Below are 22757 nucleotides of genomic sequence, written 5' to 3' on the forward strand. Positions count from 1 at the left end.
GTCACCCGACGCGGACGTCCTGCGGCCCCTTGTCCGGGCGCCGACCCCGCCAGACAGGGTGCCGCAGGCTCCCCGCGCCGGGCGAGCCCCCGGTCCACCCGGCGTGCACGACCTCGACCACCTCGGACGGCTCCACCCAGCGCGCCCCCGCGGCGTCGACGGCCGGCACCTCCGCCACAGGCGCGGTGGGACGTTCTCGCGAACCCAGCACCTCGCGCAGCGACCGCCGCTCCGCGTCCCCGAAGCCGGAGCCGACCCGTCCCACGAAGCGCAGGCCCTCGCCGTCGGGCACCGCGAGGAGCAGGCCGCCGACCGACCGCGGGTCCTCGGTCGGCGTCCCGCTGCGCAGCGGTCGCCACCCGACGACGACCGCCTCCTGCATCTCGACGTGCTTGGCGCGCAACCAGTCGCGCGAGCGGCGTCCGGGCGCGTACCCGGCCCGCCGTCGCTTCGCCACGATCCCCTCCAGCCCGAGACGGCGTGACTCGGCCAACGCGTCCGCCGCGCCGCCGGGCAACGGTTCCGGCACGTGCACGGGTCGCCGCGGGGTGAGCACGCGGGCAAGCATCGCCCGCCGTTCGTCGTAGGGGTGGTCGGTGACGTCGATGCCGGCCACCCGCAGCACGTCGAAGAGGACCAGGTCGACGCTCACGCGACGGCGCGCTCGCTCGACTTCCCGCGGCGTGGCCATGTTGGCCCGGCTCTGCAGCCGCCGGAAGCTGGGCCGACCCTGCGCGTCGAGCGCGACCACCTCACCGTCGAGCACGAGCGGCACCTCGTCGTCGGCGACCATCTCCGCCAGCTCCTGGAGCTCCGGGAACGTGGGTGTCAGGTCCCGGCCCGACCGTGAGGTGAGGCGCACGCGGTTCGTCGGCGGGCGGCCGCCGCCCGTGCCGCCGCCTGTGCGGTCGCCCGCAACGCCGTCAGGTTCCTCGAGCACGTCGGCGGGCCCGACCTCGACGATCGCCCGGAATCCGTCCCACTTGGCCTCGAACACCCACTCGTCGGCCTCCATGCGGGCGAGCTCCGCGGGTGAGGCCGTGCTCGCGAGCATCGGGCGCGGTGGCGGGCCGGCGGCCGGCGCCGGGGCGTCGGGCCCCGTCCCGGCGTCGCCGGTCGACGGCGTACCGGTCGACGGTGTGAGCACGGCGCCGTCGGGCTGCTCCTTGGTGCGGTGGATCAACCAGGAGCTCGCGCTGCCGTCGCGGCCACCGGTCTGGATGAGGGCGAGCCGGCGCGACCCCCGGCGCTCGCTGTGCAGCGTGACGATGACCTCCTTGCCCTCGCGCCACTTCTCCAGCTCGTAGGTCCCGGCGTCCCAGATCGTCACCTCCCCGGCTCCGTACTCGCCGGCCGGGATCGTGCCCTCGAACCGCCCGTACTCCAGCGGGTGGTCCTCGGTCTGCACCGCGAGATGGTTGCGGGACGGGTCGGTCGGTTCACCCTTGGGCAGCGCCCAGCTCACCAGCACCCCCTCGTGCTCCAGGCGGAAGTCCCAGTGCAGGCGACGGGCGTGGTGCTCCTGGACGACGAACGACGGACCGGTGGCCCCGGTCACGCCCGCGGTCCCCGACGCCTCGTCGGCTCCCGGCCCGAACGGTTCCGGGGTCCTGCCCGGGTCGCGCTTGGACCGGTACGTCTCGAGCCGCTGGAACGACGCGAGCCGCTGCGGTGTCGGCTCGAGCCGGGAGAGATGACCGGTGAGGAGCGGGGCCAGCAGGTCGCCGTCGCGGTCGAGCCGCTCGAGGACCTCCGTGTGGCTCAGCTGGCGCAGGTCGGGGTCGTCCAGCTCCTCCCACGTCCGCGGCGCCGCGACCGTGGGGTGCTCGCGCCCGCGCAGCGAGTACGGCGCGATCGTCGTCTTCGACCCGTTGTTCTGCGACCAGTCGACGAGCACCTTGCCCGCGCGCAGCGACTTCCTCATGTCGCTGACCACCAGGTCGGGACGGGCCGACTCCAGATGCCGGGCGAGCTCCTTGGCGACGGCGGAGACGTCGTCGGACGTCAGCTCGCCGTGCGCCGCAGTGAGCGCGGCGTACAGGTGGATCCCCTGGGACCCGCTGGTCACGGGCAGCGGCTCGAGGTTCATGCCGACGAGGATGTCGCGGGCCAGCCGGGCGACCTCGGCGCACTCGGCGAGGCCTGCACCCGGCCCGGGGTCGAGGTCGAGGACCAGGCGGTCCGGTGCCAGCGGCGTGCCCGTGCGACCGAACTGCCACTGCGGGGTGTGGATCTCGAGCGTGGCGGTCTGGCCCAGCCAGGTCAGCGTGGCCAAGTCGTTCACCAGCACGTAGTCGTTGGTCGAGGACGTGTGCCGGATGGTGCGCCGCGGCACCCACTCGGGCGTGGAGGCGTCGAGGTTCTTCTGGAAGAACATCTGTCCGTCCACACCGTTCGGCCACCGCTTGCGCGTGGCGGGCCGGTGCGCGGCGTGCGCCACGAGCGCGGGCGCCACCAGGGAGAGGTAGTGCAGCACCTCGCCCTTGGTGGTGCCCGTCGCCGGGTAGAGCACCTTGCCGAGGTTGGTCAGCTGGAGTCGGTGGCCCTCGACGGACACGGTCTGGGCGCTGCTCCGGAGCGCGTCGCCTGCCATGCGCCCATGGTCGCGCGGGCAGCACGGTGGTGCACGAGGGGCTCACTCCCAGCGGAACCAGAGAGACGAGAGCAGCGTGCCGACGAGCGTCGCCACCACCAGGCCGACGACGGCGGAGGCCGGTACGGGGGCGCCGGCCCAGGCGGCACCGAGCGCATCGACGGTGGCGCCGAAGGGCAGCGCCCCACCGATCTCGGCGAGCGGTTCGGGCAGGTTCTGCCGGCCCCCGAACAGTCCGCCGACGGCGGCCATACCGAGAAAGGCGACCAGTCCGATGGCCACCGAGGACTGTGGCGTGGGGGAGACCGCGGCCACGAGCATGCCGACGGCGTACATCGCCGCGATCGCCAGCGCCAGCACACCGGTCGTGGTCCAGGGGGCCGCCGGTGCGTGGGCACCGTAGGCCACGAACGCCACCCCCAGGGTGAGCGCCAGCCCGACCAGGATCTGCGCGATCCCGACGGCGGCCTGCGCGACCAGCACCATCACCGGGGACGCCGGGGTCACGCCGAGCCGGCGCAGCACTCCGGTGCGGCGGTAGGTGGCCAGGAAGCTCGGCATGTTCACGACCCCGACCATGGCGACGACGAACGCCAGGGTGAGGGGCAGCAGGTAGAGGTCGAAGGCGGTGCGTCCGCCCGTGCCGGGGATCACCGTCCCGGCGCCGCTCTGGGCGCCGTTCATCACGAGGATGAGGACGGGCATGCCGATCGGGACGATCAGACCGGCCGTGTCGCGGGCGACCATCTTCGCTTCGGCGACCATCATGGCGAGCCACGCGCGGACGCCGGGACGGACCTCGGGCAGGCGGGGGACCAGGGTGTCGGTCATCGTGCGGCTCCCGTCAGGGTCAGGTAGGCCTCTTCGAGCCCGGCGCCCGTCGGCAGGTCGGCGTCCGTGACGAGTCCGGCGGGGGTGTTGTCGGCGACGACGCGGCCGGCGTCAAGCACGATCGCGCGGTCGCACAGCTTCTCCACCTCGTCCATGTGGTGGCTCACCAGGAGCACCGTGGTGCCGTCCTCGCGCAGTCCGCGCACCAGGTCGAGCATGCCGCGCCGGGCCTCCGGGTCGAGACCGGTGGTGAGCTCGTCGAGGATCACCACCCGCGGGTTGCCGACCAGCGCCACGGCGATCGAGGTGCGCTGCCGCTGTCCTCCGGAGAGGTTGCCGAACCGCGTCCCGCGCTGGTCGCCCAGCCCCATCTCCTCGACGAGCTCTCCGGGGTCGCGGCCCGTCGGGTAGAAGGACCGGTGCAGCCCGACCAGCTCGCCGACGGTCAGGGCGTCGTGGAGCTGTGGTTCCTGGAGCTGGACGCCCAGGACGCCGCGGACCTTCGAGCGGTCGGCGCGCGGGTCGTGGCCCAGCACGCTCACCGTGCCCGTGTCCGCAGCGCGCAGGCCGCTGACGAGGTTCACCACGGTGGACTTGCCGGCGCCGTTGCGGCCGAGCAGCCCGACGATCTCACCGACCTCGACGCGGAGGCTCACGTCGTCGACCGCCACGGTGCTGCGGCCGCGCCGCCGGTACTCCTTGTGCAGGTGCGTCGCTCGGATCGCTGTCATGACCACGACGCTAGGGACGTCGGGCAGCCGGCCGCGCGTGCCGGCGGTCACGACCATCGACCGTGACCTCTGGCACCCGCGGAGCGGCGCTGACCTGCCGTAGCGTGGGACGGTGCGACGACCAGGGGCGGACGCGGTGGCAGGGCTGGCGGTGCTCGGCGTGTGCGTGGGCGTCGTGGTGATCGTGCCGTTCATCGTCGAGCGGTCGTCCTACCTGGTGGCGCCGTGGGTGTGGTGGGTCGCGGCGGTCGCCTTCGTGGCACTGACCCTCTGGGTGATGGTGCAGAAGCCGCACGCCCTGGGGACGGTGGCAGGTGTCGCCGGCCAGACGGTGCTCGCGGGTGTGCTGATCATCGGGCTGCCGGGGGCGGGCTGGTTGCCGATCCTGCTCGTGTTCGGCGCCGCGCTGAGCACGTACCTGGTGTCGTGGCGGGTGACGACGGCGGTGATCGCGGCCAACACCGTGATCCTGGTGGTCAGCTCGGTGCTCGGTGCCGAGCGCCGCGGCGCGGAGCTGCCGGTGGCCGAGGTCGCCTTCGGGGCGGGCCTGTACCTGCTCCTCCAGGTCTCCGCCGCGTTCGTCAGTGCCGCCCTGCAGCGTGAGCAGCGCATGCGGGTCGAGCTCTCGGTGGCGCACACCGAGCTCGCGGCGGCGACGGTGCTGCGCGACGAGGTGAGCCGGGCGTCGGAACGCCTGCGGATCGCGCGCGAGCTGCACGACCTGCTGGGCCACCAGCTCACGGTGCTGACGCTGGAGCTCGAGTCGGCCACCCACCGCACCGGGCCGGAGCAGACCGAGCACGTCGGGCGGGCGCGGACCATGGCACGGGAGCTGCTGGGCGACGTGCGCACGACCGTCGGGGAGCTCCGCCGTCGGGCGCCCGACCTGCGCGAGGCGCTCGGCGCTGTCGCGGCAGCTGTCCCGCACCCGAGGGTCGTGGTGGCGGTGGCGGACGACGTCGCCGCCGACGAGGAGCAGACGGCCGCGCTGGTGAGGGTGGTGCAGGAGGTCGCGACGAACACCGTGCGGCACGCCGCGGGGGCGTCGGTGCTGACGATCGAGGTCACGGCGGACGACGAGCGGCTGAGGCTCGTCGCGCACGACGACGGGTACGCCACCGGCACGGTGACGCCGGGCAACGGGTTGCGCGGCATCGTCGAGCGCGTCGAGGTGCTGGGCGGGGCCGTGCGCTTCGACGGTTCGCGGGGCTTCCGGATCGAGGCGGCGATGCCGCTGCGGGTGCGTTCGTGACGCGGGCGCGGGCGCGGGCGCGGGCGGCACCCGGGGGCCTGCGCCTGGTGCTCGTCGACGACCAGACGCTCGTGCGCCACGGCATCCGGAGCCTGCTGGAGATCGCCGGGGGTCTCGACGTGGTGGCCGAGGCGGACGACGGCGCGGCGGGCGTGGAGGCGGTGGTGGAGCACCGCCCGGACGTGGTGCTGCTCGACCTGCGCATGCCGGGCACGGACGGCTTGTGGGCGCTGCGTGAGCTGCGCCGTCGTCGGCTGGACGTGCCGGTGCTGGTGCTGACGACGTTCGACGACGACGAGCTCGTGCTCGGCGCGCTGCGCGCGGGAGCACAGGGCTACCTGCTCAAGGACGTGACGGTCGCGCAGCTCGCGGAAGCGGTGCGCACCCTGGCCGACGGCGGCACCCACGTGCAGCCGTCGGTGACGGCCCGGCTGCTGCGCGCCGTGCGCTCGTCCCCGATCGTCGACGCGGGGATCGACGACGCGTACGTCCAGCCGCTCACCGAGCGGGAGACCGAGGTGCTGCGGCTCATGGCGGAGGGCTGCACCAACCGGGAGATCGCCGAGGTGCTGCACCTGGCGCCGGGCACCGTGAAGAACCACGTGTCCGCCGTGCTGCTCAAGCTGGACACCACCGACCGCACCAAGGCGGTGCTGCGCGCGCTGCACCACGGCCTGCTCTCCTGACGCGGGGGTCCGCGGACGGCCTGGTCGCGGCCGGTGGGACACTGGTGCGGCCGGTGGGACACTGGTGACGTGCAGATTCCTCTCGTGTGGTCGCTCGTCCTCGTCCTCGCCGCCGTCTGGAACCTCGTCGTGTGGCCCCAGTTCTGGCGACGCGTGACCAAGGACCCGCGCGCCCGTGACGCCGCCGGCCTGCCGACGCGGTTCTACACCGTCCATGCCGTGCTCGTCGGGGTCTCTGTCGTCCTCGCCGTGCTGGTCGGTGTCGTGGGCGTGCTCGGCCTGCTGGGCTGACGATCGATCGTCCTGCGCGCTCGCGCGACCCGCGTGAGACTGGGGTGATGAGGGCCATCTGGAAGGGTGCCGTGACGTTCGGTCTGGTGAACGTCCCGGTGAAGCTGTACAGCGCGACGTCCGACCACGACGTCTCGCTGCACCAGGTGCACGACGCCGACGGCGGCCGGATCCGCTACCGGCGCGTGTGCGAGCTCGACGGCGAGACGGTGCCCTACGAGCACATCGACAAGGCCTACGACGACGGCGAGCAGGTGGTCGTGCTGACGAAGCAGGACTTCGCCGCGCTCCCGGCGGAGACCCACCGCGAGATCGAGGTCGTGGAGTTCGTGCCGAGCGACCAGGTGGACCCGATCCTGCTGGACCGGACCTACTACCTCGAGCCGGACTCGAAGAGCCCCAAGGCCTACGTGCTGCTGCGGCGCACACTCGAGGAGTCGGACCGGACGGCGATCGTGAAGTTCGCCCTGCGCCAGCGCACCCGGCTCGCGGCGCTGCGCGTGCGTGAGGAGGTGCTCACGCTGCAGACGCTGCTGTGGGCGGACGAGATCCGGGAGGCCGAGTTCCCGTCCCTGGACGCCTCGACCTCCGTCACCGACAAGGAGCTGGCGATGTCCGCCCAGCTCGTGGCGAGCTACGAGTCCGACTTCACGCCCGAGGACTACACGGACGAGTACCAGGTCCAGCTGCGCCAGCTCATCGACGCCAAGATCGAGAAGGGCGACACGCTGGACCCCGCGGAGACCTTCGGCGAGCAGGAGGAGGGGGAGGGCGCCGAGGTCGTCGACCTCATGGAGGCCCTCAAGCGGTCCGTCGCCGCCCAGCGCAAGACCGGCTGACCGTCGTCGCGGGGACGACGGCGTCCCGGCGGGTCAGGCGCTGGCGGACTGTCGCAGGCGGTCGACGAGCGTCAGCAGCTCCTCGAGCGGCGGGGGCTCGGCGCCGAGGGAGGCGCGGTGGTAGATGCCGTCGCTGAGCAGCACGACGGCGCGGGCGACCGCCGGGTCGTGGACCTGCTCGGCGACGGCGTCGGTCCACGCCTGCTCGGCCGCGTCGAGCGCGCCGCGAGCGCGCGGGTAGGCGCCGCGGGCGAGCTCCGCCACCGCGAGGTAGGCGCGGTCGAACTCGCTGCCCACGGCGGACGAGGTGCGCAGCAGGTAGTGCACGGGGCCCTCGGGTGCGGACCGCATCGCGGAGACGTCGGCGGAGATCAGCCCGGTGAGGTGCTCGACCAGGCCGTCGACGAGGGCGTCCTTGGAACCGAAGTGGTAGAGCAGCCCGCCCTTGGAGACGCCCGCGTGCTCGGCGACGGCGTCGAGCGTGGCGGACCGCTCACCGGAGGTCACGAGGAGGTCGGTGAACGCGTGCAGCACCTTGGCGCGGGCTGCCGGTGGGGGAGGCATGGTTGCACCCTACCGGCGGACGCGTTACTGTACCGACTAGACGGTGCAGAAGTCCGACGCGACGCGTCGCCCTGACCGTCGTGTGCTGTGAGAGGCATCCGCCATGGCTCAGATCCCCACGGCACCGGCACCCTCGACGACGAACTCCTCCGCCTCCGGCGCCGCGTCCCCGACCGCTGCGGCGCGGCGGTGGGTCGCCCTCGCCGTCCTCATGCTGCCGGTGCTCCTGGTGTCCATCGACAACACCGTGCTCAGCTTCGCGCTGCCCCAGATCTCGGCCGCTCTGGAGCCGGGCGGCACCCAGCTGCTCTGGATCGTCGACTCCTACTCCCTGGTGCTCGCCGGTCTGCTCGTCCCGATGGGTTCGATCGCCGACCGGGTGGGCCGCCGTCGGCTGCTGCTGACTGGTGCCGTCGGCTTCGCCGCGGTCTCCGCCGTCGCCGCGTTCGCCCCGACGGCGGAGACCCTCGTCGCCGCGCGGGCGGCGCTCGGCTTCTTCGGCGCCATGCTCATGCCGTCGGCGCTGTCGCTGCTGCGCAACGTCTTCACCGACCGCACCGAGCGCCGGCTGGCCATCGCGATCTTCGCCTCGGGCTTCGCCGCCGGCTCGGCCGTGGGCCCGATCGTCGGGGGCGTCCTGCTCGAGCACTTCTGGTGGGGCTCGGTCTTCCTGCTCGCCGTGCCAGTCCTGGTGCTGATGCTCGTGCTCGCGCCGATCTACGTCCCGGAGTCGCGCGACCCGGCGCCCGGCCGCATCGACCCCGTCTCCATCGTGCTCGTGATGGTGGCGATGACGGCCGTCGTCCTGGGCATCAAGACGCTCGCCAAGGGCGAGGTCTCCGGGGTCGCCGAGATGCTGCTCGGTCTCGGTGTCGGGGCGGTTTTCGTCCGCCGCCAGCTGCGCCGCCCGGACCCCATGCTCGACGTCCGGCTCTTCCGGCACGGGGCGTTCACCGGCAGCGTGCTGGTGAACCTGCTCTCGGTGTTCTCACTCGTCGGGTTCCTGTTCTTCGTCTCCCAGGACCTGCAGCTCGTCATCGGGCTGTCGCCGGTCCAGGCGGGTCTCGTGCTCCTGCCCGGGACCGTCACCATGGTCGTCGCCGGCCTGTCCGTGGTCCGTGTCGTGCGTCGCGTCCGCCCGGCGTCCGTCGTCGCCACGGGCCTGTGCGTGTCCGCGACCGGCTACCTCGTCACCGCCCTGGTGGCCGGTCGCGGCGAGGCCGGCTGGATCGCCGCGGCGTTCGTGCTGCTCTCCCTCGGGGTCGGGATGGCGGAGACGATCTCGAACGACCTCATCGTCTCCACGGTCCCGCCGGCCAAGGCCGGCGCCGCCTCGGCGATCTCCGAGACCGCGTACGAGGTCGGTGCCGTGCTGGGCACGGCCGTGCTGGGCGGCATCCTCACCGCGTCGTACCAGGCCACGGTCGTGGTGCCCGACGGCGTCGCCGCGACGGACGCCGCCCGGGCGGCCGAGGCGCTCGCCGGGGCGACGAACGTCGCGGCCGGGCTCCCGCCGGAGCAGGCGACCATGCTGCTCGACTCCGCCCACGCGGCGTTCGGCAGCGGCGTGGTCACCACGTCGGTCATCGGCCTCGTCGCGGTCCTGGTCGCCGCCGTGGTCGCGCGGACGACGCTGCGCCGTGTGACGTCCTGACGCGCCGCCCGGGGGAGGTCTGTGCCGGACCCGGGCGGTGCGATGTCAGGATGGTGCCACCATGACCGAACACCGCACCCCGCCCCGCTGGCTGCGCTGGGCGCTCGCCGTCGTCGCGGTCGTCACCGCCTGCGTCGGTCTCGGCATCACGACGGCGTCCGCCACGCTGAGCCTCGGGCCGCACGAGGCCGAGTACGCCGTGGACACCGACGGGCTCGTCGTCGTCGACCTCGGGCCGCTCGGCACCCTCGAGATCGACTCGCCCCTCCCGCTCGGCCTCGGTGTGGACGTCACCGTCAAGGAGATCCCGGCCGACCTGTCGGCCGTCGGCGCCTCGTCGACGCTCGACCGGCTCGTCGGCGACCTGAACGGCTACCTGCAGTTCTACGACAGCCCGCAGGTGACGATCGACGCGGTGACCGTGGCGCTGCTCGGGGACGCCGCACGACGGGCGGGTCTTGCTCTCGTCGCCGTCGTGCTGGTCGGGTGGGGCGTGCGTGCGCTGCTGGGCGCGCGGCGCAGGCAGGAGCTGACGGCGGTGCTCGCGCCGCGGACGTGGCAGCTCACGGCCGGTGTCGTCGTCGTCGCCTTCATCGGCGGGGCCTTCGTCTCGGCGGACGTCGACACTCCGCGCTCCGGGCGCCCGGCCTCGCAGGTGTTCGCGGGGACGTCGCTGGAGGGCGCGCGCATCACCGGGCGGCTCGCCGGGGTGATCGACACCTACGGTGGTCAGCTCGTCGAGCTGTACGACGAGAACGAGGCCTTCTACGAGGCAGCCCGCTCCGACCTCGGCACGGCGTGGAGCTCCTGGGAGATCCGGCACGCCGTGCGCACGAACCTGGGCGAGGAGCCTGCCGATCCCGCCACGGGCGCCGACGGCGACGCGATCGTGTCCCTGCTGGTCGTCTCCGACCTGCACTGCAACACCGGCATGTCGACGGTGATCGAGGAGGTGGTCGAGCGCTCCGAGCCGGACGTGGTGCTCAACGCCGGCGACACGACGATGAACGGCACCGCCGTGGAGAAGGTCTGCGTGGACGCCTTCGCCTCGGCGGTCGGCGACGTCCCGATGGTGGTCGCCGACGGCAACCACGACTCGACGCTCACCTCCCAGCAGGAGGCCGCGCACGGCCAGACCATCCTCGACGGTCAGGTCGTGGAGGTCGCCGGGGTGCGGATCCTGGGGGACCGGGACGCTCTCGAGACCCGCATCGGCGAGGGCACCTACCCGGCGCGCGAGCAGACGCCGGCCGAGCAGGCCGCCGGCCTGGCCGAGACCGCCTGCGAGGAGGAACCTGACCTGCTGCTGATCCACACCCCGGTCGTGGGGGTTCCGGCGCTGGAGTCGGGATGCGTCCCGTTCCAGGTCTCCGGGCACACCCACCGGCGGTCGGGACCGCTGCAGGTGGGGCGCGGTCTGCGCTACGTCTCGGCGAGCACCGCGGGTGCCGCCTCGGGGCAGCCGACTGTGGGACCGCTGCGGGGCACGGCCGAGATGACGCTGCTGCGCTTCGACACCACCACCCGCGAGTGGCTCGACAGCCAGGTGATCGAGGTGACGCCGGACGGCGAGGCGACCGTCTACGACCGCGAGCCCGTGCCTGAGATCGTGCCGCCGGTGGGCGAGCTGGCGGACCCGGCCCCGCTGGACTCGCCCTCGTCGCCCGAGGACCCCGCGGAGTCGGCCTCGCCCTCGGACGAGCCCTCGGTCGACGTCCCGATCGCGCCCTGAGCGACGCCGCCGCGCGTAGGCTCTTCCGTGTGACCGACACCGAGACGCAGCCGGCCGACCTCACGCCCGTGGCGCAGGACTACCTCAAGGCCGTGTGGTCCGCGCAGGAGTGGAGCGACGACAAGGTCACCACCGGTCTGCTCGCCGACCGGCTCGGCGTCGGCCCCTCCACCGTCTCGGAGACCGTGCGCCGGCTGACGGCCCAGGGACTGCTCGGGCACGAGCCGTACAGCGGGGTGTGGTTGACCGACCTCGGGCGCCGGCACGCGTTGACGATGGTCCGTCGGCACCGGTTGATCGAGACCTGGCTGGTGCGCGAGCTCGGCTACACCTGGGACGAGGTCCATGACGAGGCGGAGGTGCTCGAGCACGCGGTCTCCGACCGTCTCGTCGAGCGGATCGACGCCCGGCTGGGGCACCCCCGCCGCGACCCGCACGGTGACCCGATCCCGACGGCGGACGGCCAGGTCGTGCGACCGGACGCCATCCTGCTGGCCGATCTCGCCGAGGGAGAGGTCGGCGTGGTCGCCAGGATCTCCGACGCCGACCCGGACGCGCTGCGGTACCTGGCCGGGCTGGGCCTCGACCTGGACCTCGAGATCACCGTGGTGCGGCGCCGCGACTACGCCGGGACCCTGACGGTGGCCTGGAGCGCGGCCGACGGGCCGGTGTCCGTGGACCTGGGGCACCTGGCGGCCTCGCGCGTGCGGGTGGTCCGCGCGTAGGCTGGGGCCCTTCCCGACGGTGTGCTCGCAGTCTCTGCGTCGCGCCGTCGAATCGTTTCGAGCACCTTTCCGAGAACTCGAGGACCTCCGTGACCCTGGCTCCCTCCCGCCCCGCGGCGCGCCCGCGCCTCAGCCCCGCCTCGTGGGCCCTCTTCGCGCTCGCGCTCGGCGGCTTCACGATCGGCACCACCGAGTTCGCGACCATGGGCATGCTCCCGCAGTTCGGCGCCGACCTGGGGGTGAGCGACCCGGTGGCCGGGCGCGCCGTGACGGCCTACGCCGTCGGCGTCGTCGTGGGCGCCCCCCTGCTGACCGTCGCCGCCGCACGCATGTCCCGGCGTCGGCTGCTGCTGTGGCTGATGGGCTTCTACACCGTGGCCAACGTGGTCTCGGCGGCCGCTCCGAGCATCGAGTGGTTGGTGGCCGGCCGGTTCCTCGCGGGCCTGCCGCACGGGGCCTTCTTCGGTGTCGGCGCCGCGGTCGGGGCCTCCGTCGCCGGGCCGGGTCGCCGTGGGCACGCGGTGGCCGTGATGATGACGGGGCTCACCGTCGCCAACGTGGTCGGTGTGCCGCTGTCCACCGCCGTCGGCCAGGCGTTCGGGTGGCGCGTCGCGTTCGTGCTCATCGGCGTGCTCGGCGGCGCCGCGCTGCTGGGGCTGTGGCGGTTCGTGCCGGAGCGCGGCCCCGTCGAGTCCAGCGTGCGCCAGGAGCTCGGCGCGCTGGCGAACGGACCGATGTGGGTGGCGTTCGTCGCCGGCGCGATCGGGTTCGGCGGGCTGTTCGCCGTCTACACTTACGTCGCGCCGACCGTCACGCAGGTGACCGGGATGAGCGAGGGCGCCGTGCCCTGGGTGCTGGCGGCGATGGGCGTCGGGATGACGGTCGGCACGCTCGTGGGCGGACGGCTCGCGGACCGTTCGGTGCTGGGCACCGTGATCGGCGGGTTCCTGACCACCGCCGCGGCCCTCGTCCTGTTCGCGCTGACCGCGACGTCGACCGTCGGTGCCGTGGCCGGGCTCTTCCTGCTGGGCGTCACCTCCCAGGTGCTGGGGCTGGCCATGCAGACACGGCTCATGGATCTCTCGCCACGGGCGGAGTCGCTCGGTGCCGCCCTGTGCCACTCGGCCCTCAACCTGGCCAACGCCGGCGGCGCGTTCTTCGGCGGGCTCGTCATCGCCGCGGGCTACGGGTACGTGGCTCCCGCCTGGACCGGCCTGGCGCTGACGTTCGTCGGCCTCGCCATCGTGCTGGTGTCGGTGCGGGCACGCTGGTCTCACCGGGCGGTGCGGGCTCCTGGGTCGGGCCCGACCTCCTGACCCCGTCCTCCCAGCACCGTCCTCCCAGCACCGTCCTCCCAGCACCGTCCCAGGACGGTGCGGTACCGTCACCCGCGTGACCGACACGACGGTGAGCACGGACGGTTCCGCCCAGAGCCCGGACGGCCTCGATCCTGCGGAGCCCGCGCCCGTGCTGCGCACGCTGTCGACCCGCGCCTTCGGCACGCTGCTGGTCGTCCTCGGCGGGATCGGGTTCGCCGGGTCGATGTGGCTGTCGATCGAGAAGATCCTCAAGCTGCAGGACCCCGGACGCACGACGTCGTGCAGCATCAACGTGTTCCTCGACTGCGGCGTCGCCATGGGGTCGTGGCAGGGTGCCCTGCTCGGTTTCCCCAACCCGTTCCTCGGGGTCGCGGCGTTCCCGGTGGTGATCACCACGGGCGTGGTGCTGCTCGCGGGAGCCCGGCTGCCGCGCTGGTACCTGCTGAGCCTGCTGGCCGGCACCGTCCTGGGTCAGGCGCTCATCTTCTTCCTCATGTGGACCAGCTTCTACGTGCTGGTCGCCCTGTGCCCGGCCTGCATGATCGTGTGGACCGCCATGTGGCCGCTGCTGTGGGTGCAGGTCGTGCGCGCCGTGCAGTCCGGGGACCTGCCGGCGAGCGAGGGCCTGCGGCGCGCCGTCGTGGGCAACCGCTGGGTGATCCTCGTCATCGGCTACGTCGTCGCCGTCGCGTGGTTGCTGCTCGCCGTGGGACCGGCGCTCGTCAGCTCCTTCTGAGGCCGCAGAACCCGGCGGGGCGGGCGAGGCCCGGCCGGTAGACTCCCCGGCGTGAGCACGCCAGACACCGAGACCCAGCAGCGACCCTCCGAGCCCGCCCACCGGTACACGCCCGCCCTCGCGCAGGAGATCGAGGAGCGCTGGCAGGACCGCTGGGACGAGCGCGGCACGTTCTACGCCGCGAACCCGTCGGGCGAGCTCACGAGCGGCGAAGGCGAGCACGCCGGCGCAGCCGAACCGTTCTTCATCATGGACATGTTCCCGTACCCCTCGGGCGCGGGGCTGCACGTGGGACACCCGCTGGGCTTCATCGCCACGGACGTGGTCGGACGGTTCCGCAGGATGTGCGGCGACAACGTGCTGCACGCCATGGGGTTCGACGCCTTCGGCCTGCCCGCCGAGCAGTACGCGGTGCAGACCGGTGAGCACCCGCGCCTGGTCACCGAGCGAAACATGGTCACCTACCGGCGGCAGCTGCGCCGCATGGGCCTGGGCCACGACCCGCGTCGCAGCTTCGCGACCATCGACAGCGACTACGTGCGCTGGACCCAGTGGATCTTCCTGGAGATCTTCGACTCCTGGTACGACGCCGACGCCGAGCCGGTCGGGAAGCTGGCCGACGGCAGCCCGACAACCCAGCGAGGTCGTGCGCGACGCATCGCCGAGCTGCGGGACGAGCTGGCCGCCGGCACCCGCGCGGTGCCCGGTCCGTGGGGCGAGAAGCACGGCGGTGACAACACGCAGGGAGCCGTCTGGGCGGCCCTGAGCGAGGGCGAGCGCCGGGACGTGCTGGACTCCCAGCGTCTGGCCTACGTGGACTCGTCCCCGGTGAACTGGTGCCCCGGCCTGGGCACGGTGCTCGCCAACGAGGAGGTCACGTCCGACGGCCGCTCCGAGCGCGGCAACTTCCCGGTCTTCACCAAGAACCTGCGCCAGTGGAAGATGCGGATCACCGCCTACGCGGACCGCCTGACGGACGACCTGGACCTCATCGACTGGCCCGACAAGGTCAAGGCGATGCAGAAGAACTGGATCGGCCGATCCACCGGTGCGAACGTCCGGTTCCACGTCGTCGGGTCCGGGGACGCCTCCGTCGACCTCGCCGGTGCCGGTCAGGAGATCGAGGTGTTCACGACGCGACCGGACACCCTGTTCGGCGCGACGTTCATGGTGGTCTCCCCGGAGCACCCCCTGCTGGACGAGGTCCCGGCGGCCTGGCCCGAGGGCACGCGCGACGTCTGGACGGGCGGCCACGCGAGCCCGGTCGACGCCGTCGCCGCCTACCGCGCCGAGGCGGCGGCCAAGACCGCGGTGGAGCGACAGGCCGACGCCGGCAAGAAGACAGGCGTGTTCACGGGTCACCTGGCCGTGAACCCGGTCGACGGGCGGACCGTCCCGGTGTTCACCGCGGACTACGTGCTGATGGGTTACGGCACCGGCGCCATCATGGCGGTGCCGGGCGGGGATGAGCGCGACCACGCGTTCGCCGAGGCGTTCGAGCTGCCGATCGTGCACACGGTCGAGCCCGCGGGCGGGCTGCCGGAGGGCCACGAGGGTGCCTGGACCGGCGACGGTGTGGCCGTGAACTCGTCGAACGAGGAGATCTCGCTGGACGGCCTGGGCGTCGCGGACGCCAAGGCCAAGATCATCGACTGGCTCGAGGCCCGTGGCGCAGGCGAGGGCACCACGACCTACCGCCTCAACGACTGGCTGTTCAGCCGCCAGCGCTACTGGGGCGAGCCGTTCCCGATCCTGTGGGACGCGCAGGACCGCCCGGTGGCGGTGCCCGCCGACCGGCTGCCCGTCGACCTGCCGGAGGTGCCGGACTACTCGCCGCGGACCTTCGCTCCGGACGACCGCGACTCCGAGCCGGAGGCGCCGCTGGGACGCAACGACGACTGGGTGCACGTCACCCTCGACCTGGGCGACGGTCCCCAGCAGTACCGCCGGGACACCAACACGATGCCCAACTGGGCCGGTTCCTGCTGGTACTACCTGCGCTACCTCGACCCGACCTGGGGCGCGGGGGCGGCCGACGGCGCCACCGACGCGACGCTGCCGGTGATCGACCCGGCCCTCGAGCAGTACTGGATGGGGCCGCAGCACAACGCCACCGCCGGGCCCGCCGGCGGCGTCGACCTGTACGTCGGTGGCGTCGAGCACGCCGTGCTGCACCTGCTGTACGCACGGTTCTGGCACAAGGTGCTCCACGACCTGGGGCACGTCAGCTCGCGCGAGCCGTTCGGCAAGCTGTTCAACCAGGGGTACATCCAGGCGTACGCCTTCACCGACGACCGCGGCTCCTACGTGCCTGCCGCGGAGGTCGAGGGGGACGAGCAGAGCGGCTGGACGTACCAGGGCGCCCCGGTGGCGCGCGAGTACGGAAAGATGGGCAAGTCGCTGAAGAACGTCGTCACGCCCGACGACATGTACACCGAGTACGGCGCCGACACGTTCCGTGTCTACGAGATGGCCATGGGCCCGCTGGACCTGTCGCGCCCCTGGAACACCCGCGACGTCGTCGGGTCGCAGCGGTTCCTGCAGCGGCTGTGGCGCAACGTGGTCAGCGAGGAGACCGGTGACCTGGTCGTCTCGGACGACGAGCCGGCCCTCGACACGCTGCGTGCCCTGCACCGCACCGTCGCGGACGTCCGCGTCGAGATGGAGCAGATGCGGCCCAACACGGCGATCGCCAAGCTCATCACGTACAACAACCACCTGACCGGCCTGGACGTGGTGCCGCGGGCGGCCGTCGAACCGCTGGTGCTGATGGTCGCACCCATCGCACCCCACATCGCCGAGGAGCTGTGGGAGCGGCTGGGGCACGCTGCGTCGCTGGCCCGCGAGCCGTTCCCCGTCGCTGACGAGCAGTACCTGGTGGCCGAGACGGTGACGTGCGTCGTGCAGGTCAGGGGCAAGGTGCGGGGTCGGCTGGAGGTGGCGCCGGACATCTCCGAGGCCGACCTGCAGGCCGCCGCGCTGGACGAGCCCAACGTGCAGCGCGCGATCGACGGCGCCGAGATCCGCAAGGTGATCGTGCGGGCGCCGAAGCTCGTGAACATTGTCGTGTGAACCGGAGGTGCAGCGGAGGGTGAGGGCCGAGCGCAGCGAGGCACTCGGCCGCAGCGGAACCGCAGGCTCGGACGACCAGGAGTGCGGTGAGCGGTCATGACCGGCTCTCGTCTGGCCGCGGCGCTCGGCGGCGCGGAGCGGGCCTTCGCGACCCCGACACTCGGGCTGCTGCACAAGGCGGGAGCCCCGCTGGTGGTCGCGGTGCTGCGCTGCGTGTTCACGCCGGACCGGCCCACGGTGGCCACCGAGCAGCTGCACGTGGAGGTCGACGACCTGCTGGCCGAGCTGCGCTCGGCGGTCGGTGCCGGGGACGAGGACCGTGTGCCGGACGTGCCCGACGACCCGGCGCGGGTGCTGTGCACGCGCTGGGTGCGTGAGCGCTGGCTCGTGCGCTCGCTCGACGACGCGGGCGCCGAGCGCTACCGGCTCTCCAGCTATGCCGCCGAGGCGCTCGACGTCGTCGCCCGCACCCAGGGCACCCGCGGGCTGGTCAGCGAGTCGCGCATCCGGACCCTGCTGGTGACGGTGGAGGACCTGGCGCGCGACGCCCGTCCCGACCGTGAGGCCCGGATGAGCGAGCTGCGCTCGCGCATCGACGAGGCGCAGGCGGAGCTGGGCCGGCTGGAGGCCGGGGGAGAGGTGGAGTCCGTCGCGCCCGCGCGGCTGGCCGAGCAGTACGACCATGTGCTGTCCCTGGTGCGCGAGCTCCCGGCCGACTTCGCGCGGGTCGCGGAGTCGATCTCCACCCTGCAGCGCGAGATGGTGACGCGGCTGCGTCAGGACGAGCGCACGACCGGCGTCGTCGTCGCCGACTACCTGGACGCCTCGGAGAACCTCCTCGAGCGCACGCCCGAGGGTCGGGCGTTCGCCGGCGCCATGGAGCTGCTCGGCGACCCCGACCTGCTGGACGGTCTCGAGCACCGGGTCCGCTCGATCCTCGACCACCCGTTCGCGGCCGAGCTGCCGCCGGACCACCGGGTGGTGCTGCAGACGTTGCGGACCCAGCTCGTCGGCGCGATCGAGGTGGTGCTGGCCGCGCAGGCGCGGGCCTCGCGGACGGTCACCGCACAGATCCGCCACCACAACCCGTTGCGCGACCGCGAGCTCGACGACGCGCTGCGCGAGGCCACCGCCGCCATGGCCGACTGGTTCCCGTCGTCGGGACGTGCGGCCCGGGTGGAGCCGCTGCGCTGGTTCGAGCGGGCACGTCCCGGCCGTCTGCGGACCGCGCTGCACGACCTGCGCCCCGAGACCCCGCCGGACGACCTGGAGGACTGGTCCGACGGGCTCGCCCCGGGCGACGAGATCGCCGACCTGCGCGCCATGGGCGGTCCGCAGCACGCCGAGATCCTGGCGCACCTGGGGACGATCGACGGCCCGTCGAGCATCGGACAGGCGTTCACCGCCGGCCCGGAGACGCTGCGCCGCCCGGTGGAGCTGCTCGGCTACCTGGACCTCGCCACGGAGGACGACGGCGGAGGGTCGGGCGACGTCCCGGCGGACGGGCTCGAGCTCGTCACAGCGACCCGTTCCGACGGGACGGTCCGCGACTTCGTGCTGCCCCGCACCCCGATCAGGAGGACGGATGACTGAGCTGGACACGGTCGACGAACCACGCACGTCGCAAGCGCCGGACGACCAGGGGCCCGCGCCGTCGGACACCTTCGTGGAGGCCCCGGCGGTCGAGGACGACGACCCGGGGCTCTTCCCGGGCGACACGGGTGTGCTGCCCTTCGAGGCCCGCCGCGTGCTGGCGCTGCTCCTCCAGCGGCGCTACCTCGCGGCGGCGGACCACCCGCTCGAGTGGAAGGCGCTGCTGAGCCACCAGCAGGTGCTCTCCTCGCGCCTGCACGACCTGTTCGTCGAGCTGGTCGTGGACCGCGACTACGAGATCGCCTACAAGCGACAGGTCCGCTCGGACGGGCTCACCATCCCGGTGCTGCTCAAGGACGAGCCGTACAAGCGCATCGAGACCCTGCTGATGCTGTTCGTGCGCAACCGGTTCCGCCAGGAGCAGGGCGCCGGCCAGGCGGCCGCGTACGTGGACGCCGAGGAGATGGCCGACTACGCCCTCGGCTTCCTCGCGCACGACGAGACCAACCTGTCCGCACGGCGGCGGGAGGTCGACAACGCGGTGGCGGCCCTGGCGCGTGAGCGCGTGCTGGACGAGGTCGCCACCGGCCGGTACCGCGTCCTGCCGGTGGTGGAGATCCTGCTGCCGGTCGATCGGCTGCGTGAGCTGACGCAGTGGCTGCGGGGGGCCTCCGCCGCACCTGCCGAGCACCCCGCGCCGCCCGCGCTGCCCGACGACGACACCGCGGCGAGCCCGCAGGAGGCGGACGAATGAGTGTGACCACCCCGGCCGGGACACGGATGAACGACTCGCTGTTCGGGCTGATCCCCGCCGCCTCGGACGGTCGGCAGTGGACGGCCCGGTCGATGCAGCTCGTCAACTGGGGCGGCTACCACGGCCACCACGAGGTGCGCTTCTCCCCGGCCGCGACGTTGCTCTCGGGTGCTTCGGGGTCCGGCAAGTCGACCCTGCTGGACGCCTACATCGCGCTCATGATGAGCCACACGACGCCGTTCAACGGTGCCTCGAACGGCGCGGCGGCCGGCCGGGCGCGGGGGCGTGAGCAGCGCAACGTGCTGTCCTACGCACGCGGCAAGCTCGACGAGTCCCGGGCGGACGGCACCACCAGCCGTGAGCAGGTGCTGCGCGGCGACGGCGTGGACACGTGGACGGCGATCGCGATGTCGTGGTCCGACCAGTCCGGCGGGACCCTGACGGCGCTGCGTGCCTGGTACGTGCCTCGCGGGGCGACTCGCAACGAGGAGTGCGTCGTCGTGCGAGCGACGGATGACGGTGCCTTCGACCTGCGGGACCTGGAGCCGCTGGCCGCGGGCCGGTTCGCCCGCGCGGCGCTGACCGAGGCCGGCCTGACGCCGTACGACACGGACGTCGCGTTCGCCACGCGGCTGCACTCGGCGCTCGGCATCGGTGCCGCAGGCGACGGGCACAAGGCGATGCAGCTGCTGGGCCGCATCCAGGCCGGCCAGGCGATCACCACCGTCGACGCGCTGTACAAGGCGATGGTGCTCACCGAGCCCGAGACGCTGGAGGTCGCCGACCGTGCCGTCGAGCACTTCGACGAGCTCAGCGCCGTGCGCACCGAGATGCTCACGGCGCACCGGCAGGTCGAGGTGCTGCGCCCGATGCGGACGTTGCGCGAGCAGGCCGAGGCCGCGCAGCGCTCCGTCGCGCTGCTGGACACGCTCGGGGTGCCCGACGGCGGTGGACGGGGCGAGCCCGGCGGCCCCACGGTGTTCGGGGCGTGGCGCGACGCCCGCCGGCTCGCGCTGGTGCAGGCGGAGGAGGAGGCGAACCGGGTGGCGCACCGCGCCGCCGAGGAGCGTCGCACCGCCGCCGCCGCACGGATCGCGTCGGCCGAGGCGGACCTGGAGGAGGTGCGCGCCTCCCTGCGCAGCCAGGGCGGCGACGCGATCGAGTCCACGGAACGGGAGATCCGTCGTCGGACCGAGGTTCTGGAGGAGACCCGCACGGCACGGGCGGGCCTGGAGACCCACCTCGCGGTCCTGCAGGAGCAGGTCGCCGCGCGGCGCGACTTCGACCGGGTGCTGCGCCGGGCGCGCGACCTGGTCGAGGAGCGCACGCAACGGGCGGGCGAGCACGAGGAGGACGTGTTCGCCGCGCGGCAGACGGTCGCCGAGGCCGAGAAGCGGCTCGCGCGTCTCGAGCAGGAGCAGGCGTCGCTGTCCGGACGGCGCGGCAACATGCCGGCCGAGGACCACGCGGCGCGGCTCGCACTGGCCGAGGCCGCGGGCCTCGAGGTGGACGAGCTGCCGTTCGTGGGCGAGCTGCTCGAGGTGCGCGGCGAGTACGAGCCGTGGCGCGACGCCGTCTCGGTCGCGCTCGGCGGGTTCGCCACCACCCTGCTCGTCGACGCCGAGCGACTGGCGGACTTCCGCGCGGCGATCGACGGGGTGTCGCTGCGCCGGCGCGTCCGGTTCGAGGGCGTCCCCACCCACCTGCCGCTCGACGACGACGCCGACCCGTCGACGCTGCCCGGCCGGCTCGAGGTCAAGGCCGGTCCGTTCGGCGGCTGGCTCGCCCGGCGTCTGGCCGAGCAGTTCGCCTACGTCTGCGTCGACGACCCCGCCGAGCTGCGGGACCACCGGCGGGCGCTCACGCGCACCGGCCAGACGTCCGACGGGGCACGCGGTGCGCACGGCGGCGCCGGGCGTGCCTCGGTGCTCGGCTTCTCGAACACCCGCCGCCGCACACGGATCGAGGCCGACGTCGAGGAGGCCCGCGGGGCGCTGCGCGACGCCGGTGCCGCGCTGGAGGGTGCCCGGTTGCGGCAGGCCGCGCACACCGACGAGTTCGTGGCGGCCAGCCAGGTTCTGCGGGTGTCGTGGGAGGACGTCGACGTCGCCGCGGCGGAGCAGGCCGTCGCGGACCGCACGGAGCGGCTCGAGGCGCTGCGTGACGGGTCCGACGCGGTCCGCGGGCTCGCCGAGGACGAGCAGCGCCTGCGCTCCCGCCTCACCGAGCTCTACCGCGAGCGCGCCGACGCTGAGAACCGCGTGCGGGAGCTCGGCGAGCACTGGGCGGCGATCACCGACCTCGTCGACCGCGTGACCGACGCCGTCGAGAGCGCCGAACGGGCCGACGTCGCGCCGACGGCCGCGCAGCGCGAACGCCTGGACGCCGCGCTGGCCGCCGTGACGCCGTCGGACCCGCAGACGCTGTCCCTCGCCGCGCTGGAGCAGGCGACCACGGCCGTCGTGCGCGAGCTCGTGCGCGACCGGGACGAGGCGCTGGAGTCCGGGCGCACCGCGCGCGCGGCGCTGCGCAGCCTGTTCGAGCGCTTCTGCGACGCGTGGCCCAACCCCAACCTGGGCACCGACCCCGAGGAGTCCTACGACGACTTCGCACGGATCCTCGACGAGATCGAGGACCAGCGTCTCTACCAGCTCACCGAGCGCTGGTCGCGGACCCTGGGCAGGCTCAGCGGGCACGACCTGACGCTGCTCGGCAACGTCATGAACCGGTCGGTCGCGGAGATCCGCGAGCGCATGGAACCCGTGAACGCGATCCTGGCCACCTTGCCGTTCCGCGACGACACCCATCGCCTGCGCATCACCGCCCAGGTGACCGAGGCGCGCGACGTGGCCTCGTTCCGCCGCCAGCTGCGCGACCTGGCCGCCGACCCGGGCGAGCAGACGCCCGCGGAGCGGCAGCGACGGTACGAGCGCATGGCGCGGCTGATCGACCGGATCCGTCCGGACTCGCCGGAGCGGCGTCGGCTGGTGGACGTGCGCGAGCACGTGCGCATCAGCGCCGAGTGCGTGGACCTCGAGGGTCGCCACGTCAGCGTGTACGACCACATCGCGGGCAAGTCCGGCGGGGAGTCGCAGGAGCTCGTGGCGTTCATCGTGGGGGCGGCGCTGCGCTACCAGCTCGGCGACGCCGGGGCGGAGCGCCCGCGGTACGCGCCGGTGTTCCTCGACGAAGCGTTCATCAAGGCCGACGCCCGGTTCGCCGGCCGTGCCGTGGGGGCGTGGCGCGGGCTGGGGTTCCAGCTCGTCATCGGTGCCCCGCTCGACAAGGTCAGTGCGCTGGAGCCGCACGTGGACGTCGTGCTGCAGGCGGTCAAGGACGCGGCGGGGCGCTCGCGGCTGGTCACGCTGGTCGGTGTCTGAGCCGG

The 22757-nt window shown here is 73.3% G+C and carries 17 protein-coding genes; 13 read left to right on the forward strand and 4 right to left on the reverse strand.

Annotated features, from left to right (window positions below; all coding sequences use genetic code 11):
• Position 1: 1 nt before the first annotated feature.
• The 3 genes from AC3RJ8_RS06385 to AC3RJ8_RS06395 are packed head-to-tail and all read right to left on the reverse strand — an operon-like array spanning position 2 to position 4155.
• Positions 2–2593, reverse strand: coding sequence for an ATP-dependent DNA ligase (locus AC3RJ8_RS06385; RefSeq protein WP_489715072.1), 2592 nt, complete (start codon positions 2591–2593; stop codon positions 2–4).
• A 42-nt stretch (positions 2594–2635) separates the two neighbouring features.
• Positions 2636–3424 carry an ABC transporter permease gene (locus AC3RJ8_RS06390; protein WP_489715073.1) on the reverse strand — a complete coding sequence of 263 codons (789 nt, stop codon included), beginning with the start codon at positions 3422–3424 and terminating at the stop codon, positions 2636–2638.
• Positions 3421–4155 (reverse strand): ABC transporter ATP-binding protein, encoded by a 735-nt coding sequence (locus tag AC3RJ8_RS06395; protein WP_489715074.1) that lies wholly within the window; start codon positions 4153–4155, stop codon positions 3421–3423. Before AC3RJ8_RS06395 ends, AC3RJ8_RS06390 begins: the two co-directional genes overlap by 4 nt.
• A gap of 112 nt (positions 4156–4267) precedes the next feature.
• On the opposite strand from AC3RJ8_RS06395, the gene AC3RJ8_RS06400 reads away from it, so the two are divergent.
• The 4 genes from AC3RJ8_RS06400 to ku all read left to right on the forward strand — a co-directional run bounded on the left by AC3RJ8_RS06400 (position 4268) and on the right by ku (position 7223).
• Positions 4268–5407, forward strand: coding sequence for a sensor histidine kinase (locus AC3RJ8_RS06400; RefSeq protein WP_489715075.1), 1140 nt, complete (start codon positions 4268–4270; stop codon positions 5405–5407).
• Complete coding sequence (locus tag AC3RJ8_RS06405) at positions 5404–6093, forward strand: response regulator (protein ID WP_489715076.1); 690 nt, start codon at positions 5404–5406, stop codon at positions 6091–6093. Before AC3RJ8_RS06400 ends, AC3RJ8_RS06405 begins: the two co-directional genes overlap by 4 nt.
• Before the next feature lie 69 nt (positions 6094–6162).
• Complete coding sequence (locus AC3RJ8_RS06410; protein WP_489715077.1) at positions 6163–6384, forward strand: SCO4848 family membrane protein; 222 nt, start codon at positions 6163–6165, stop codon at positions 6382–6384.
• A gap of 47 nt (positions 6385–6431) precedes the next feature.
• Positions 6432–7223 carry a non-homologous end joining protein Ku gene (ku, locus tag AC3RJ8_RS06415; RefSeq protein ID WP_489715078.1) on the forward strand — a complete coding sequence of 264 codons (792 nt, stop codon included), beginning with the start codon at positions 6432–6434 and terminating at the stop codon, positions 7221–7223.
• Between the two features lie 33 nt (positions 7224–7256).
• On the opposite strand, the gene AC3RJ8_RS06420 is transcribed toward ku, so the two are convergent.
• A complete protein-coding gene (locus tag AC3RJ8_RS06420) occupies positions 7257–7787 on the reverse strand; it encodes a TetR/AcrR family transcriptional regulator (RefSeq protein ID WP_489715079.1) in 531 nt (176 codons plus the stop codon).
• A gap of 103 nt (positions 7788–7890) precedes the next feature.
• Here AC3RJ8_RS06420 and AC3RJ8_RS06425 point away from each other — a divergent pair, with 103 nt between their 5' ends.
• From AC3RJ8_RS06425 to AC3RJ8_RS06465, 9 genes are all read left to right on the forward strand, one after another.
• Positions 7891–9441 carry an MFS transporter gene (locus AC3RJ8_RS06425; RefSeq protein ID WP_489715080.1) on the forward strand — a complete coding sequence of 517 codons (1551 nt, stop codon included), beginning with the start codon at positions 7891–7893 and terminating at the stop codon, positions 9439–9441.
• Between the two features lie 61 nt (positions 9442–9502).
• Positions 9503–11173: a metallophosphoesterase family protein gene (locus tag AC3RJ8_RS06430; protein ID WP_489715081.1), complete on the forward strand. Its 1671-nt coding sequence runs from the start codon at positions 9503–9505 to the stop codon at positions 11171–11173.
• Positions 11174–11202: 29 nt separating this feature from the next.
• Positions 11203–11898 (forward strand): metal-dependent transcriptional regulator, encoded by a 696-nt coding sequence (locus tag AC3RJ8_RS06435; RefSeq protein WP_489715082.1) that lies wholly within the window; start codon positions 11203–11205, stop codon positions 11896–11898.
• Between the two features lie 89 nt (positions 11899–11987).
• The gene (locus AC3RJ8_RS06440; protein WP_489715083.1) at positions 11988–13214 is read left to right on the forward strand and encodes an MFS transporter; all 1227 of its coding nucleotides are present in this window, start codon (positions 11988–11990) and stop codon (positions 13212–13214) included.
• A gap of 76 nt (positions 13215–13290) precedes the next feature.
• Positions 13291–13953, forward strand: a complete 663-nt coding sequence (locus AC3RJ8_RS06445) for a vitamin K epoxide reductase family protein (RefSeq protein ID WP_489715084.1) — start codon at positions 13291–13293, stop codon at positions 13951–13953.
• 51 nt (positions 13954–14004) lie between these two features.
• The gene (leuS, locus tag AC3RJ8_RS06450) at positions 14005–17025 is read left to right on the forward strand and encodes a leucine--tRNA ligase (protein ID WP_489715085.1); all 3021 of its coding nucleotides are present in this window, start codon (positions 14005–14007) and stop codon (positions 17023–17025) included.
• A gap of 96 nt (positions 17026–17121) precedes the next feature.
• Positions 17122–18618, forward strand: a complete 1497-nt coding sequence (locus tag AC3RJ8_RS06455) for a DUF3375 domain-containing protein (protein ID WP_489715086.1) — start codon at positions 17122–17124, stop codon at positions 18616–18618.
• Positions 18611–19372: a DUF4194 domain-containing protein gene (locus AC3RJ8_RS06460; protein WP_489715087.1), complete on the forward strand. Its 762-nt coding sequence runs from the start codon at positions 18611–18613 to the stop codon at positions 19370–19372. The genes AC3RJ8_RS06455 and AC3RJ8_RS06460 overlap by 8 nt, the downstream gene beginning before the upstream one ends.
• Positions 19369–22752, forward strand: coding sequence for an ATP-binding protein (locus tag AC3RJ8_RS06465; protein WP_489715088.1), 3384 nt, complete (start codon positions 19369–19371; stop codon positions 22750–22752). The genes AC3RJ8_RS06460 and AC3RJ8_RS06465 overlap by 4 nt, the downstream gene beginning before the upstream one ends.
• Positions 22753–22757: the final 5 nt, after the last annotated feature.

Source organism: Isoptericola sp. MSGPD8_1_ISO-PGPR-S23-394 (genome assembly GCF_058072785.1).

Coding starts and splice junctions, on each gene's coding strand:
- AC3RJ8_RS06385 (WP_489715072.1), bottom strand. CDS start 2,593: ATGGCAGGCGACGCGCTCCGGAGCAGCGCCCAGACCGTGTCCGTCGAG.
- AC3RJ8_RS06390 (WP_489715073.1), bottom strand. CDS start 3,424: ATGACCGACACCCTGGTCCCCCGCCTGCCCGAGGTCCGTCCCGGCGTC.
- AC3RJ8_RS06395 (WP_489715074.1), bottom strand. CDS start 4,155: ATGACAGCGATCCGAGCGACGCACCTGCACAAGGAGTACCGGCGGCGC.
- ku (WP_489715078.1), top strand. CDS start 6,432: ATGAGGGCCATCTGGAAGGGTGCCGTGACGTTCGGTCTGGTGAACGTC.
- AC3RJ8_RS06420 (WP_489715079.1), bottom strand. CDS start 7,787: ATGCCTCCCCCACCGGCAGCCCGCGCCAAGGTGCTGCACGCGTTCACC.
- AC3RJ8_RS06425 (WP_489715080.1), top strand. CDS start 7,891: ATGGCTCAGATCCCCACGGCACCGGCACCCTCGACGACGAACTCCTCC.
- AC3RJ8_RS06430 (WP_489715081.1), top strand. CDS start 9,503: ATGACCGAACACCGCACCCCGCCCCGCTGGCTGCGCTGGGCGCTCGCC.
- AC3RJ8_RS06455 (WP_489715086.1), top strand. CDS start 17,122: ATGACCGGCTCTCGTCTGGCCGCGGCGCTCGGCGGCGCGGAGCGGGCC.
- AC3RJ8_RS06460 (WP_489715087.1), top strand. CDS start 18,611: ATGACTGAGCTGGACACGGTCGACGAACCACGCACGTCGCAAGCGCCG.
- AC3RJ8_RS06465 (WP_489715088.1), top strand. CDS start 19,369: ATGAGTGTGACCACCCCGGCCGGGACACGGATGAACGACTCGCTGTTC.